The following is a 14,436-nucleotide window of genomic DNA, read 5'->3' on the forward strand; positions in this document are numbered from 1 at the left end:
CGCCCCATTACCCGCTACAGCCAGCCGGACCTCTTCAGTTTTTGATACAGGAAGAAGCAGCCGATGGCGGTCACCCCGAGGATAGTGTGATAGGCCCAGGGGAATTTCAGTTCAGGCATATTGGCGAAATTCATGCCGTACAGGCTGAATATCACCGTTGGGAGCGCCAGGATCGCCCCCCAGCCTGCCAGTCGCTTTACCACTTCGTTCTGTTTTACCGTGACCAGCGCCAGGTTGACGTGCATGGCGTTAGTCAGCATTTCTCGCATATCGTCGATAGTACTGACCACTTGGCGCGCATGGTCTTGCACATCTCGCACGTAGGCGCGCAGCTCTTTCGGAATCACCTCTTCATGCAGGCGAATCAGCTGATTGCAGATTTCGTCCATCGGCATCGCGGCATTGCGCAACGCCAGCAGGTGGCGCCGCAGGGTATAGACGTTCTCAATGGCGGTCTGATCAAACTCGGATTTGAACATGTTGGTTTCGATGGCTTCGATCTCCGTCTCGAACTTCGCTACTACGGTGCGGTAGTTATCAACCACAAAGTCCATCACCGAATACAAGGCAAAGCCCGGCCCACGGCACATTTGTTTGTGGTTTTCCTCGGCCTTGAGACGGATAGGCGCATAGCTGGGCGAATCGCCGTGACGCACCGTGACCAGAAAGTTTTTGCCGACAAAAAAGTGGGTTTCGCCGTACTCGACTTCGTCCTGACCCCACTGCGCAGTTTTGACAACGATAAACAGCGAATCGCCGTAGGCTTCCAATTTTGGCCGCTGGTGGGCGCAAAGCGCGTCCTCAATCGCCAGATCGTGCAATCCAAACTCCTCCTGAACCTTGCGCATAAAGGCGTCTTCCGGCTGCCACAACCCTAGCCAGACGAAGGTGTCCGGCTGTTTGACCACTTCGCTGATATCATCAATGGTCACTTCACCCAGCCGTTGACCGGCCTTGTACGCCACGCAATTCACGACCATGGTTGCGTTTTCCATCAAGCCACCTGCTATTCAATAAGAGTTTTGGTGAGAACGTAACATTCGTGTTCCACCGGATAATTCTGCAGCGTCATCTGTAGTTGGTAACCGAGTTTCTCGTAGAAGGGCCGCGCCTGAAAGCTGAAGGTATCCAGGCGAACATAACGACAACCCCGCATTTTTGCCTCCTGTTCAGCCGCCAGCATCACCTTGCGACCTAACCCGCCGCCGCGCTGTGAATCATCCACCCACAGCCATTCCACGCTCAACCAGTTTCCCCAGGTCTCACCGGTCAGGCCTGCGACTACCCGACCGGCTTCGTCCTGGCTATAGACGGCAAGGGATTTGCGTTGGGTGGGGTCAATATAAGGACTATTATGGGCTCGCAGCCCCAAACGGATAACGTTGAGGGTTTCTTCGTCAGGTACCTCGGTAACGGTGATGTTCATATTTTCTCCTGGGTGAACCCTTAACTTAAGCACAGTCCGTGGAAAATGCAACATATTGAAATTTAAAACAAACGTTGAAATCAGCCAACTGGACTACACTAAGCAGGTCAGTTTTTAGCCAGGAGGGTGCCATGCCCCGATTGACCGTGATGACTGTTTTACTGTTATTGAGCGGGCTGCTGCATGCAGCGCCGACGGTGACGCAATTACAGGATAAATTGGAACACCCATGGTCGCTGGCGTTTTTGCCTGGCGATCGGGGAATGTTAATCACTGAAAGACCGGGCCGTCTGCGGTTGTGGCAGCAGGATAAAGGGCTGTCAGCGCCGATTAGCGGCGTGCCACAGGTGTATGCCCGGGGGCAGGGGGGGTTGCTGGAAGTGCTGTTGGCGCCGGATTTTGCCGACAGCAGGCGGGTTTACCTCAGCTTTGCCGAAGCGGGTGAGGATGGCAAGGCGGGGACTGCGGTGGGCTACGGTCAGTTAAGCTCCGACAGCCGGCGGCTGGAAAACTTCAGGGTGATTTTCCGTCAGCAGCCGAAGCTGTCGGTCGGTAATCACTTCGGTGGCAAGCTGGCGTTCGATCGTCAGGGATATCTGTTTATCGCACTGGGCGAAAATAACCAGCGGCCTACGTCGCAGGATCTGGACAAGCTGCAGGGCAAGATCCTGCGGTTAACCGCCGAGGGGGCAGTACCGCCGGATAATCCGTTTGTCGGTCAGGCCGATAAGCGGCCAGAAATCTGGTCTTATGGCCAGCGCAATCCACAGGGATTGGCGCTGAACCCGTGGAGCGGTGCCATCTGGGAGCACGAACATGGCCCGCGTGGCGGGGATGAGATCAATATTCCTCAGGCGGGGAAAAACTACGGTTGGCCGATCGCCACCTATGGCATTAATTATTCCGGATTGGCGATCCCGGAGGCTCAAGGGCAGAAGGTGGCCGGTACCGAACCGCCACTTCATTATTGGCCGGTGTCGCCTGGTATCAGCGGCATGGCGTTCTATGACTCGCAACGCTTCCCAGTCTGGCGACATTCGCTATTTATTGGTGGGTTGGCGCAAAAGGAGTTAATCCGGTTGACGCTGGACGGTAATAAAATTGTGGGGGAAGAACGGCTGCTGGCAGATCTTGGTGAGCGCATTCGCGAAGTGCGCACCGGACCGGATGGCTATCTTTATCTGCTGACGGATGAGAGTGACGGTAAGCTGCTGAAAGTTGGGGCGTCGTAAAAAGCGCCCCGTGAGAATCAGGTTAACTCACTCATCACACCCTGCTGATAGGCGGGACGTGTGGTTAACTGTTGGTACCAGCGTTCCATGTTCGGGCGGGGTTGACGCTCAATCGGCATAGAGAACCAGGCGTAAGCAAAGCTGCCGAGCGGGATGTCACCGATACCGAACGACTGGCCGGAAAGATAAGGCTGGCGGCCCAGGGTTTCTTCCACGATGTCGAAGTGCTTTTCCAGCGTGGCGATCGCCGCTTCAATTTTGGCCATGTCGCGCAGTTCCGGCTTGGTGCGTACCAGGCCCCAGAACACCACGCTAAAGTGGCTGACAATGGTGGCGGTGGTCCAGTCCATCCATTTCTCAGCGCTGGCGCGGGCCTGCAGATCCTGCGGGTAGAGTGGCTCACTGCCAAACTTTGCCGCCAGATAGCGCACGATGGTGTTGGATTCCCATAGCACGAAGTCATCGTCCTGTAGCAACGGCACCAGGCCGTTAGGGTTTAATGAACGGTAGAGCTCATCGTTCACCTTGCCGAATGCGCCACCGGCGTTGATATGGCTGTAGTTCAGTTCCAGCTCTGCGGCGCACCACAGCACTTTTCTGACGTTGTTCGAATTTTCACGACCCCAAATGGTCAGCATAGAACGCCTCTTTATACGGGTGAATAAACCTAAGCTGTTATTCGTACGCCACAATGGGAGCGTTGTCACACCGGAAGGCATTTTTTGCCGATAGGGTTGCCATTAACGCTCCCAGCGGCAAATTTCCCAACCCTGTTCCATCGCCAGAGCCTTGAGCTCAGTGTCCGGGTTGATCACAGTAGCGCTATCGACGTACTCCAGCATCGCCTTGTCGTTGAGAGAGTCGCTGTAGCCGTGGCAGTGTTCGAAATGCAGGTGCGGGTGCTGCGCCAACCAGTGCTGCAGGCGGATCACCTTGCCTTGTTGATAAGTCATGGTGCCGTAGGTGTGGCCAGTGAAACGGTCATCGATGATTTCAACGCCGATCGCCAACGCGTCGTCGGCCCCGAGCTGCTCGGCAATCGGCCTCACCAGATGTTCGCCGGTGGCGGAAATCACCAGGATGCAGTCGCCGCGTTCGCGATGCCACTGTAGGCGTTCACGGGCGGCCGGGTAGACTCGCGGCAGAATATCGCGGCGGATATAACGCTGCACCCAGCCGGCCACCGTCTGGGTGCTCAGACCGGCCAACGGGGCCAACGTGGCCTGCATGTAATCCTCCATTGACAGCTTGCCCTGATAATAGAGCTGCATTAGTTGCTGTTCCTGCTGTTCCAGTTCCGCCGGCGCAAACCCTTCGGTGACTAACCAGCGCATCCACAGGCTGGCGCTGTCATCATCAATCAGGGTTTCATCCAGGTCGAATAAGGCTAAATCCATCAGTATTTCTCCGGCAGGCAGGGAGTGAAATGGGGGTGTATACAGAATAGCGGATAGCGTAAGCCGCCAGCCAGTGGCGGCAAACAAATTGCGCAGAGCATAAGAAACCCTGATGACAGTTTTGCGACACTTTGTTGAATCTTTGCATAACTTAGAACGCAACAATATTGGCTGTCGTCTCTGATGGGGTGGTAACTATAGGTTTAATGCGCTGGTCATCCAGGAGTTAACGATGCTGATCATTCGCCTTTATAGCGGTCCGGTTTTTGTCGGCGATGAAGAGGAACAGGATAATGACGCCACCACTGACATTGAAGCCGCTGCCGCAGCTGAGTTTTTCGCAGCTTGAGACCTCATGCAGTACCTAATGGCTTAAATCGGGTCGAACACGTTTTCGACCCTGATTATTTTTGATTACTCCGCCAGCGCCTGCTGCAGATCGGCGATCAGATCTTCCGCATCTTCAATACCCACTGACAGACGCAGTAACTGTGGCGTGATGCCGGTTTTTAGCCGTTGCTCCAGCGGAATCGATGCATGGGTCATGCTAAACGGCTGGCTGATCAAACTTTCCACACCGCCGAGACTTTCTGCCAGGGTGAACAGTTTTGAACGCTTGATCACCCGGCGGGCAAAGGCATCGTCACCTTTCAGCCGTACCGAAATCATGCCGCCAAAGCGGCTCATCTGCTTTGCCGCCAACCCATGTTGCGGATGGCTTGTCAGGCCCGGATAGTAGACTTCTTCTACCTGCGGCTGGCTTTCCAGCCACTGGGCGATGCGTAGGGCGCTGTTACTGTGGCGCTCCATGCGCAGCGCCAGCGTGCGGATACCGCGTAGTGTCAGGAAGCTGCTGAACGGGTCGAGAATGCCACCCACCGCGTTTTGCAGGAAACCCAGCTGTTCGGCCAGCTCCGGGTTATTCCCTACCGCAGCCACACCGGCCACCACGTCGGAATGGCCATTGAGGTATTTGGTGGCAGAATGCACTACCACGTCAAAGCCGAGTTCCAGCGGACGTTGAATATAAGGTGAGGCGAAGGTGTTGTCCGCCACGCTGATCAAGCCGTGTTTTTTAGCGATCGCCGCGATGGCGCTCAGATCCGCGAGTTTCAATAGCGGATTGGTCGGCGTTTCCACCCAGATCATTTTGGTATCCGCTTCGATCGCCTGCTCCAGAGCGGCAATGTCCGCCGGGGAAACGTAGGTAACCCGCAGACCGGCAGTGCGGCTGCGTACCCTTTCCAGCAGGCGATAGGTCCCGCCGTACAAATCGTCAACCGCTACCAGGTGGCTGCCCTGATCGAGCAGCTCCAGCACCGTCGAGCAGGCTGCCAGGCCAGAAGCAAAAGCGTAGCCGCGGCTACCGCCTTCCAGTTCGGCGATGGCGCTCTCCAACGCGGTACGCGTTGGGTTGGCGCTGCGTGAATATTCATAGCCGGTATGCTCCCCCGGTGCCGGTTGGGCATAGGTGGAAGTGGCGTAAATAGCCGGCATTACGGCACCGGTAGCGTCCGGGGTATAACCGGCATGAACGGTCAACGTATCAAACTTGGTCATACAATCATCCTTATTAACGTAATTTTTGGCGCCAGGCGTTAAGCACGTCTGTGCGGGTAATCAGACCGAGGAAGCGCTCGCCGTCGAGCACCACCGCCACGTGGCCGTGGTTGAAGGTGGCGAGCAAATCCTGATAGCTGGCTTCTTTTTGCAAGGTTTTGACCGAATGGGTCATGGCGCGGGAGGCTGGCAGGCTGAAATGTTTGGCATCTGCCTGCACGGCATTTAGCAGATCCCACTCGTCGATCAGACCTATCACCCGATCGCCCTCCAGCACCGGCAACTGTGAAATGTCATACAGCCGCATGCGGGCATGGACGATAGCCAGGGTATCTTCCGATGCCACCGACACCGCCGCGCCTTCGTCGTGGCGGTAAGCGATCAGATCGCGCAGATCGCCGTGCTGCGGCTTGCTTAGCAGGCCCTGTTCCAGCATCCAGTGATCGTTATACATTTTAGACAGGTATTTGTTGCCGCTGTCGCACACAAAAGTGACCACCCGTTTGGATTCCGTCTGCGCCTGGCAATAGCGCAGCGCGGCGGCCAACAGGGTGCCGGTGGATGAACCGGCCAGCACGCCTTCTTTGCGCAGCAGATCGCGCGCGGTGGTGAAGGCTTCGGCATCGCCGATACGATAGGCGTTGCGCACCTGGTTGAAGTCGCTTAACGGCGGGACAAAATCCTCACCGATGCCTTCTACCAGCCAGCTGCCGGCCTCACCGATCTGACCGTTATCGAGGTAGTCCGCCAGGATCGAACCGGCGGGGTCAGCCAGCACAAATTCGGTCTGTGGCGACACTTCGGCAAAATAGTGGCTAAGACCGCCCAGCGTGCCGCCGGAACCGACGCCGACCACGATAGCATCCACCTGATGGCCCATCTGTTGCCACAGTTCCGGGGCGGTGGTGCGGGAATGGGCCGCCGGGTTTGCCGGGTTGTTAAACTGATCGATATAGAACGCGCCAGGTATCTCACTTGCCAGGCGTTTGGCGTAGTCCTGATAGTAAGCCGGGTGGCCCTTGCCCACGTCGGAGCGGGTCAGCAAAACTTCCACACCCAGTGCACGCAAATGGAAAATCTTCTCCCGGCTCATTTTGTCTGGTACCACCAGCAGCAATTTATATCCCTTCAGGGCGGCCACCAGCGCCAGCCCCAGGCCGGTATTGCCAGCGGTGGCTTCAATGATGGTCCCGCCTGGCTGCAGGCTGCCATCACGCTCAGCCTGTTCGATCATCGATAGTGCCACGCGGTCCTTGATCGAACCGCCGGGGTTTTGATTCTCCAGTTTGACGAACAGTCGGCAGGGGCCGGTATCGAACTGGGTCAGTTCCAACATCGGAGTGTTGCCGATCATATCGATGACGGAATGGGATATGGCCATGGGGTGCCTCCAAAATAATTCGGTTTAAAAGCCGTTATCTGGATGATAGCCCTGGCAATAAGCTCATTAAAAAGAACAAATAACCGTTAAATATGCATTTTTGGAATATATTAATTCAATTTGGACGTATGGAGGCACAGATGTGCAGCAGTTTAGATGTGCAGCCGTGTAGCGGTGGGTAGTATAAAAAAAACACTTACGGCTGGCTTTTTATCCAAATTACGCGTAACAGCGTACAGTTATGTAAAAATGATGAAAATTCATCCTAAACCCTGCAAAAATAAGATGAATCTAATAAACTCACAGCAAGGGCATTTTCGGTACGCCGCTCACCCGTCATGGGGCCGCAGGGAGTTTGCGGTTGGTAAATGCGTGCCGGGCCACTCTCGCTGGTTGGCTGAAAACGTGAATATGTTTGAAAGTTAACGCTATTTCAATGATTTGAATGGACACTCTGGCGACGTCATGATGAAAAGAAACTTACCTACCACACTGAAAAAATTAACTTTTAGCGTCAGCATACTGTTGCTGGCCGTGCCTGTTGTCCAGGCGGCCGAAGCGCCGGCGGCGCCGCAGGTGGACGCCAAGGCCTACGTGCTGATGGATTACAACAGCGGTAAAATCTTGGCGGAAGGCAATGCCGACACCCGTCTCGACCCCGCCAGCCTGACCAAGATCATGTCCAGCTATGTGATCGGCCAGGCAATCAAGGCCGGCAAGATTAAACCTGAGGATATGGTGACCGTCGGTAAGGACGCCTGGGCGACCGGCAACCCGGCGCTGCGCGGCTCCTCGCTGATGTTTATCAAGCCGGGCGATCAGGTACCGGTAATAGAACTGAACAAGGGCATCGTCATTCAGTCGGGTAACGATGCCAGCATCGCACTGGCCGATTACGTAGCAGGCAGCCAGGATTCGTTTGTTGGCTTGATGAACAACTATGCCAAATCGCTGGGCCTGCAGAATACCCATTTCCTGACGGTGCACGGCCTGGATGCGGAAGGGCAGTACAGCACCGCCCGCGATATGGCGCTATTGAGCCAGGCACTGATCCGCGATGTGCCGGATGAATACGCGCTGCACAAAGAAAAAGAGTTCACCTTCAATAAGATTCGCCAGGTTAACCGCAACCGTCTGTTGTGGAGTACCAACCTGAGCGTCGATGGCATCAAAACCGGCTATACCGGTGGCGCTGGGCATAACCTGGTGGCTTCCGCTACCGACGGCCCAATGCGTTTGATCTCGGTAGTGCTGGGTGCGCCAAGTGACCGTATCCGCTTTAGTGAAAGTGAAAAACTGCTGACCTGGGGTTTCCGCTTCTTTGAAACCGCCACGCCAATCAAAACGGACAAGCCGTTTGTGACCCAGAAAGTGTGGTTTGGCGACGTCGGCGAAGTGCCATTGGGCGTAGCGAAAGATGCCGCCGTCACTATCCCGAAAGGGCAGATGAAAAACCTGAAGGCCAGCTACAAGCTGAACCAGCCGACGCTGGAAGCTCCGTTGGCAAAAAATCAGGTGGTCGGCACCATTGATTTCCAGCTCGACGGCAAAACCATTGAGCAATATCCGCTGGTGGCGATGCAGGAAGTGAAAGAAGGGAACTTTTTCAGCCGTATCTGGGACATGGTGATGATGAAGCTGACCCAGTGGTTCGGTAGTGTGTTTGGTTAACTTCTCCGTTAATGCAGCCCAATGAGAAGGGTGTACTCAGTTACACCCTTTTTGTAATAACCAAAATAATTGGAGTTGCATCAAGGCGGCAAGAGCGAGAAGCTCCAGGAGCTTACTCACGTAAGTGACTGGGGTGAGCGCACGCAGTTAACACAGATGCAGCTTCAAGTATGAAGGGTATTCAGTTACAGGCTACCACCTTGATCGCCAGCCCACCTTGTGATGTCTCGCGATACTTGGCGTTCATGTCTTTGCCCGTTTCATACATGGTTTCGATCACCTTATCCAGGCACACGCGCGGCTCACTGGTGCGGCGCAGCGCCATACGTGCGGCATTGACCGCCTTCACCGCGGAAATGGCGTTACGTTCGATACAGGGCACCTGAACCTGACCGGCCAGCGGATCGCAGGTTAGCCCCAGGTGATGCTCCATGGCGATCTCCGCCGCGATGCAAACCTGAGCCGGGCTGCCGCCCATCAATTCCGCCAGACCGGCTGCCGCCATGGAGCAGGCGACGCCCACCTCGCCCTGACAACCCACTTCTGCACCCGAAATAGAGGCGTTCATCTTGTACAGCGCGCCAATGACGCCAGAGGTCAGGAAGTAACGGCTATAGGAATTAGGGTTCACCGGGCGAATAAACTGGTCGTAATAGGCCAGCACCGCCGGGATGATGCCGCAGGCACCGTTGGTTGGGGCGGTCACCACGCGGCCACCGGCGGCGTTCTCTTCGTTGACGGCAAAGGCGAACATATTGATCCAGTCGACCACGTTCATTGGGTCGATATTATTCTTGTCGCCGGTGACCAGCAGGCGGCGCAGGGCAGCGGCGCGACGCTGAACCTTCATCGGGCCTGGCAATAGGCCTTCGGTGTTCATACCGCGTTCGATGCCGGCGCGCATCACCTGCCAGACGTCAGCGAAGTGCGCGTCGATCTCGGCTTTGCTGTGCAGCGCCAATTCGTTTTGCATCACCAGGCCAGACAGCGACAAACCGGCGTCTTTACAATGTTGCTGCAAGTCTTGCGCCGAGTTGAACGGGAAGGGCACCTGAACCGGATTGGCCGCAGCCAGGCCGAAATGTTCTTTGTCGACGATAAAACCACCGCCGGTAGAGTAATAGGTTTTGCTGTGTAACAGTCGTTCACCGGCGAAGGCGCTGATGCGCATGCCGTTTTCATGCAGCGGTAAATTATCGCTGTGGAAATTCATGCTGGTTTGCAGCGGGAAATCCACTTCATGGTGGCCCTTGGCCAGCAACAGGCGGCCGCGTTGTTCAACGTCGCGGATAAAACCGGCGATACCGTCGATATCAACATCGTGCGGCAGGTTACCCGCCAGGCCCATAATAATCGCGATGTCGGTGTGGTGACCTTTGCCGGTCAGTGACAGCGAACCGTAGACGTCCACCACCACGCGAGTGGTGTCCAATAGCTGCTGGCTGGCAATCAATTCGTCGACAAACAGCTTGCCGGCTTTCATCGGGCCGACGGTGTGAGAGCTGGACGGGCCAATACCAATTTTGAAAATATCGAAAACGCTGACCATGGTCTCGCCTCCTTCTTCAGGTGTTAGGCGTTAATGCAGGAAAGGGGGCCGTGCTGAAAAGCCGGCGCAAGATAGCGCCGGCTGGTCTTGATTAGAAGCTGTACAGGATTGCGGAGATGGCGATCAGGCCCATCACTACCACGAACACGTTGCTGATGTGGCCGCTGTATTTGCGCATGGCCGGCACTTTACGGATAGCGTACATCGGCATCAGGAACAGCAGCATGGCGATGATTGGGCCACCCATGTTCTCGATCATGCCGAGGATGCTTGGGTTCAGGGTCGCAACAATCCAGGTAGTCACCAGCATAAACAGGGCAGTGATACGGTTCAGCTTGTTGGTGCTGATGGTTTTACCGCGGCTCTTCATCGATTTGGCAATCAGTCCGTTAAAGCCTTCACGTGCGCCCAGGTAGTGACCGAGGAACGATTTGGTGATGGCGATAAAGGCGATAACCGGCGCGATGTAGGCAATCATCGGGTTATTAAAGTGGTTAGCCAGGTAAGACAGAATGGAGATGTTCTGCGCCTTGGCTTCCGCCAGGTTTTCAGGCGACAGGCTCAGCACGCAACTGAACACGAAGAACATTACGGTCAACACCATCATGATGTGAGCGAAGCCCAGAATGCGCGAGCATTTCTTCTCGGCTTCTTCCTGACCGTACTCTTCACGTTTGGCCACCGCAAAAGCAGAGATGATTGGTGAGTGGTTGAAGGAGAATACCATCACCGGGATTGCCAACCACAGGGTGATAACCAGACCATTTCCCATACCCGTGCCTGCGCCGGACAGAGAAACGTTATCAAAGATAGCGGTGGTCCAATTCGGGATCAGGTACACAGCCAGCAGCATCAATACGGCGACAAACGGGAACACCAGGATACTCATGGTCTTCACGATAGCCTGCTCGCCGAAACGCACGATGGTCATCAGGCCGACAATCAGGATCAGCGACAGGATGGCACGTGGCGGCGAAGTCATACCCAGTTGGTGGGTAATAAAGCTGTCGACGGTGTTGGTGATGGCGACGCTGTAAACCAACAAAATGGGGTAGATGGCAAAGAAGTAAAGCAGAGTGATCAGCTTACCGGCGCTGATACCAAAGTGTTCTTCTACGACTTCGGTGATGTCTTCACCGGCATTTTTACCGGAAAGAACGAAACGGCACAGGCCACGGTGGGCGAAGAAGGTCATCGGGAAAGCGATGATGGCCATGATGATCAGGGGAATCAGCCCGCCGATACCGGCGTTGATTGGCAGAAACAAAACGCCCGCGCCGATAGCAGTGCCGTACAGGCCCAACATCCACATGGTATCGGTTTTACGCCAGGTACTGGTAGAGCCAGAAGCCGCAGAGGCAACAGTGCCGGTCTGTGTAGTGTCCATAAATATCTCCGAAGTGAACACGCTAATTTAAAATTAAAATCAAAACTTAAGGTTAAATCCGAATGACGCAATATCAGATGGCGGCATCGGTAAGAATCAGATGTTGCTTACGGGGATGGTTGGCGTCCCCCTGGTTGTTTAATAGGCTAATTACCCTTGGCAGCGATGCCGGATAATTAATCAAATGATATTTAGCCTGTCGAGGGCATCGTATCGGTACTGCTGCCGGGAGGTCATTGCCTGCCGATTTTCGTTGGCGGCAAGATAACGATTTACAGTAGAAACAACCGTGATCATGCTCTCAAATGCGCAATATGTGCGGGTAAATATGTTTTTATTGGTTTTTCATGCATGTGTTGCGCAATTGTGTAAAATTTAATGCTGAATTAGCTCTCATCAGTGTTTCAGAGTTTATCTGGCATGAACAATCTGTAACCAGATAAAACGCTGCGATTGTCAGCAAGTCGAGCAATATATTTTAAGCGTGAGTTAGGATCTAGCTAAAAACCCGAAATAAGCGGTTTTAGTGACGCAGATCACATTGCTATTTAAAGCGAAATTTCAACTAACTGATTGTTTTTTATTTTATTTATTGTGATTTTCCAGATAATAACGCGAGTAAACTAGCTAAGTGGTTAGCGGATAAAAATGCTTAATCATTCATCATATAAATAAGCTGAATTGGTTATATTTAAAGCTTGTTAGTTGCGCAATTGTTGATATTTATCGTGCGAACGTTACTGCGATTTATCATATAAAAGCGTTGTTATGCAGAGTGTAAAAGTAATATTCCCTAGGATTTATCTGTGAATAAGGAATAAGCCTGCAGAACTGTTTCAATTTATTAACCTATTTTTGGGTAGGGATAATAAAACAATCGAATCAATTGCGCATTATTTGTCCAGTTTCTTGCCGGGATAGAAGGGGAGATAGAAGAGCACCGCCGACCGGGGTCGACGGCAGGATGCAGATTAAAAACGAATGGCGATCGCTTTTTCGCTGAAAAACTCCGCAAACTCGGGATCGGGTTGACGATCGGTGATCACTCGGTCGAATTGGGTCAATGGCCCGATGCAGGCGGGTTTGGTTTTACCGAATTTATTGTGGTCAGCTACCAGGATTTTTTGTTGTGACATCATTATCGCCCGGTGCTTCATCTCAAGTTCATCAAAGTTAAAGCAAGTTGCGCCATGCTGCAGGCTCAAACCGGCGGCGGAGATAAAGGCGATATTGGGGCAGATATGATCCAGCTCGCTGTGGCGGCCGACGGCGGTGAATATGTAGTTGTTCGGCTTGAATTCGCCGCCGCACAGGATCACCTTACAGTTCGGTTTGTCCTGTAACGCCAGAAAGGTATTCAATGAGTGGCAGACTGCAGTGAAGACCAGGTCGTCAGCGATCGCGTCGATGATCGCCGGCGTAGTGGTGCCGCAGTCGAAAAATACGGTGTCATTTTCACTGATAAGCTGCGCGGCGAGCAGGCCGATACGGCGTTTCTCCGTGACCTGCTTGGCTTTTTGGTCGGAAACAAAATAATGGGTCACGCCGTTACTGCGAGGATCGGCCACCACGTAACCGCCCAGTAGCACCACGGCCGCCGGCTCAGCGCTGAGATCGCGGCGAATAGTCATTTCTGACACGCCCAACAGGACGGCGGCTTCTTTTAAGTGGATCTTGTCAGAGCGCTTTAACGCCTGGACTAATCGATTGATACGTTCTTCGCGCCGCGTTTCCATCAGTCTGTCTTCCCACAGGGTTAAGAGAGTTTCTCCAGGGCTGAACACACAAATGCGGGGTAATAGCGGTCCAGCCATCGGCTGAACTTATTACCCCGCATCAGATTATCTCGGCGTGCGCCCGGAACCCAGACGCCTCAGGTTATCAGTAGCTGCCGGTAGCAGCCTGATCACCGGAAACGATTGCTACGCCAGAGCTGGTGCCGATACGAGTTGCACCTGCTTTAATCATCTTCTCGGCGGTTGCGCGATCGCGCACGGCGCCGGATGCTTTAACACCCATCTCGCTGCCTACCGTTGCGCGCATCAGTTTGACGTGCTCTTCACGAGCACCGCCGGTGCTGAAGCCGGTAGAGGTTTTAACGAAGGCCACATCGAGTTCGCGGCAAATTTCACAAACCTGAACGATCTGCGCATCGCTGAGCAGGCAGGTTTCCAATATTACCTTCAACGGGATCGCCGCGCAAACCTCGCGCACTGCGGCGATGTCGGCTTTAACTTCATCCAGCAGGCCACTTTTCAGCCAACCCACGTTGATCACCATGTCAATTTCCTGCGCGCCGGCAGCAATGGCCGCTTTAGCTTCGAAAGCTTTGGTGACCGTCAGGCCGGCACCCAGCGGGAAACCAATCACCGAGCAGATTTTAACTTCGCTTTCCTGCAGCAGGTGCGCAGCCAATGGCACGTAACCAGAGTTAACGCAGACGGCGTAGAAGTTGTGTTGTTGCGCTTCTTCACACAGTTTGGCGATTTGCTCTTCAGTGGCATCCATAGCCAGCAGGGTGTGATCGACATAGCGGGCGTAATCAATGTTTTCGGTAGTCATCTCGATTCCTTATTAAGGTTATATCAAAGCAGGATGTGATTAATGTTATAATAATAACATTCAACTGGCGGTAAACATAGTGATGTTTAAAAATGAATACCAGATCATCGTTTATTGGCTGTTTAACGTATAACATGGGGTGATATGAATGTTATTTAAGTAACATTTTAGGCGTTGGTCGCGGGATCGCTCGCGTGAACACCCAGGGGGAAAAGTATGGAAATGATAATAAATTTAGCGCCAGAGCAATTCGGAGCGCAACCGTATGAAG

12 protein-coding genes are annotated in these 14,436 nt (G+C 53.9%); 2 read left to right on the plus strand and 10 right to left on the minus strand.

What is annotated here, in order from left to right:
• Nucleotides 1-14 precede the first annotated feature (14 nt).
• Nucleotides 15-995: a magnesium/cobalt transporter CorA gene (gene corA / locus ACUTQ5_RS03555; protein WP_445650113.1), complete on the minus strand. Its 981-nt coding sequence runs from the start codon at nucleotides 993-995 to the stop codon at nucleotides 15-17.
• Between the two features lie 11 nt (nucleotides 996-1,006).
• Nucleotides 1,007-1,426, minus strand: a complete 420-nt coding sequence (locus ACUTQ5_RS03560) for a GNAT family N-acetyltransferase (protein ID WP_445650114.1) — start codon at nucleotides 1,424-1,426, stop codon at nucleotides 1,007-1,009.
• 131 nt (nucleotides 1,427-1,557) lie between these two features.
• On the opposite strand from ACUTQ5_RS03560, the gene ACUTQ5_RS03565 reads away from it, so the two are divergent.
• Nucleotides 1,558-2,658, plus strand: a complete 1,101-nt coding sequence (locus ACUTQ5_RS03565; RefSeq protein WP_445650115.1) for a PQQ-dependent sugar dehydrogenase — start codon at nucleotides 1,558-1,560, stop codon at nucleotides 2,656-2,658.
• Nucleotides 2,659-2,675: 17 nt separating this feature from the next.
• Here ACUTQ5_RS03565 and ACUTQ5_RS03570 read toward each other — a convergent pair whose 3' ends face one another.
• From ACUTQ5_RS03570 to ACUTQ5_RS03585, 4 genes are all read right to left on the minus strand, one after another.
• Entirely contained in the window at nucleotides 2,676-3,296 is a 621-nt protein-coding gene (locus ACUTQ5_RS03570) for a glutathione S-transferase family protein (protein ID WP_445650116.1), read from the minus strand.
• 102 nt (nucleotides 3,297-3,398) lie between these two features.
• Nucleotides 3,399-4,055 carry an HAD family hydrolase gene (locus ACUTQ5_RS03575; protein ID WP_445650117.1) on the minus strand — a complete coding sequence of 219 codons (657 nt, stop codon included), beginning with the start codon at nucleotides 4,053-4,055 and terminating at the stop codon, nucleotides 3,399-3,401.
• A gap of 414 nt (nucleotides 4,056-4,469) precedes the next feature.
• Nucleotides 4,470-5,615, minus strand: coding sequence for a trans-sulfuration enzyme family protein (locus ACUTQ5_RS03580; RefSeq protein ID WP_445650118.1), 1,146 nt, complete (start codon nucleotides 5,613-5,615; stop codon nucleotides 4,470-4,472).
• A 13-nt stretch (nucleotides 5,616-5,628) separates the two neighbouring features.
• A complete protein-coding gene (locus ACUTQ5_RS03585; protein WP_445650119.1) occupies nucleotides 5,629-6,996 on the minus strand; it encodes a pyridoxal-phosphate dependent enzyme in 1,368 nt (455 codons plus the stop codon).
• A 465-nt stretch (nucleotides 6,997-7,461) separates the two neighbouring features.
• On the opposite strand from ACUTQ5_RS03585, the gene ACUTQ5_RS03590 reads away from it, so the two are divergent.
• Nucleotides 7,462-8,667, plus strand: coding sequence for a serine hydrolase (locus tag ACUTQ5_RS03590; RefSeq protein ID WP_445650120.1), 1,206 nt, complete (start codon nucleotides 7,462-7,464; stop codon nucleotides 8,665-8,667).
• A gap of 181 nt (nucleotides 8,668-8,848) precedes the next feature.
• Here ACUTQ5_RS03590 and ACUTQ5_RS03595 read toward each other — a convergent pair whose 3' ends face one another.
• From ACUTQ5_RS03595 to deoC, 4 genes are all read right to left on the minus strand, one after another.
• Nucleotides 8,849-10,216, minus strand: coding sequence for an L-serine ammonia-lyase (locus ACUTQ5_RS03595; RefSeq protein ID WP_445650121.1), 1,368 nt, complete (start codon nucleotides 10,214-10,216; stop codon nucleotides 8,849-8,851).
• A gap of 91 nt (nucleotides 10,217-10,307) precedes the next feature.
• The gene (locus ACUTQ5_RS03600; protein WP_445650122.1) at nucleotides 10,308-11,603 is read right to left on the minus strand and encodes an HAAAP family serine/threonine permease; all 1,296 of its coding nucleotides are present in this window, start codon (nucleotides 11,601-11,603) and stop codon (nucleotides 10,308-10,310) included.
• A gap of 971 nt (nucleotides 11,604-12,574) precedes the next feature.
• Entirely contained in the window at nucleotides 12,575-13,339 is a 765-nt protein-coding gene (gene deoR, locus ACUTQ5_RS03605; protein ID WP_445650123.1) for a DNA-binding transcriptional repressor DeoR, read from the minus strand.
• A 145-nt stretch (nucleotides 13,340-13,484) separates the two neighbouring features.
• Complete coding sequence (gene deoC / locus ACUTQ5_RS03610; protein ID WP_261410950.1) at nucleotides 13,485-14,165, minus strand: deoxyribose-phosphate aldolase; 681 nt, start codon at nucleotides 14,163-14,165, stop codon at nucleotides 13,485-13,487.
• Nucleotides 14,166-14,436 lie beyond the last annotated feature (271 nt).

Source organism: Serratia sp. NA_112.1 (assembly GCF_052691715.1).

Excerpts from the sequence above, each read along its gene's own strand:
- corA (WP_445650113.1), bottom strand. The coding sequence starts at position 995 with ATGGAAAACGCAACCATGGTCGTGAATTGCGTGGCGTACAAGGCCGGT.
- ACUTQ5_RS03560 (WP_445650114.1), bottom strand. The coding sequence starts at position 1,426 with ATGAACATCACCGTTACCGAGGTACCTGACGAAGAAACCCTCAACGTT.
- ACUTQ5_RS03585 (WP_445650119.1), bottom strand. The coding sequence starts at position 6,996 with ATGGCCATATCCCATTCCGTCATCGATATGATCGGCAACACTCCGATG.
- ACUTQ5_RS03590 (WP_445650120.1), top strand. The coding sequence starts at position 7,462 with ATGATGAAAAGAAACTTACCTACCACACTGAAAAAATTAACTTTTAGC.
- ACUTQ5_RS03565 (WP_445650115.1), top strand. The coding sequence starts at position 1,558 with ATGCCCCGATTGACCGTGATGACTGTTTTACTGTTATTGAGCGGGCTG.
- ACUTQ5_RS03595 (WP_445650121.1), bottom strand. The coding sequence starts at position 10,216 with ATGGTCAGCGTTTTCGATATTTTCAAAATTGGTATTGGCCCGTCCAGC.
- ACUTQ5_RS03575 (WP_445650117.1), bottom strand. The coding sequence starts at position 4,055 with ATGGATTTAGCCTTATTCGACCTGGATGAAACCCTGATTGATGATGAC.
- deoR (WP_445650123.1), bottom strand. The coding sequence starts at position 13,339 with ATGGAAACGCGGCGCGAAGAACGTATCAATCGATTAGTCCAGGCGTTA.
- ACUTQ5_RS03600 (WP_445650122.1), bottom strand. The coding sequence starts at position 11,603 with ATGGACACTACACAGACCGGCACTGTTGCCTCTGCGGCTTCTGGCTCT.
- ACUTQ5_RS03570 (WP_445650116.1), bottom strand. The coding sequence starts at position 3,296 with ATGCTGACCATTTGGGGTCGTGAAAATTCGAACAACGTCAGAAAAGTG.
- deoC (WP_261410950.1), bottom strand. The coding sequence starts at position 14,165 with ATGACTACCGAAAACATTGATTACGCCCGCTATGTCGATCACACCCTG.
- ACUTQ5_RS03580 (WP_445650118.1), bottom strand. The coding sequence starts at position 5,615 with ATGACCAAGTTTGATACGTTGACCGTTCATGCCGGTTATACCCCGGAC.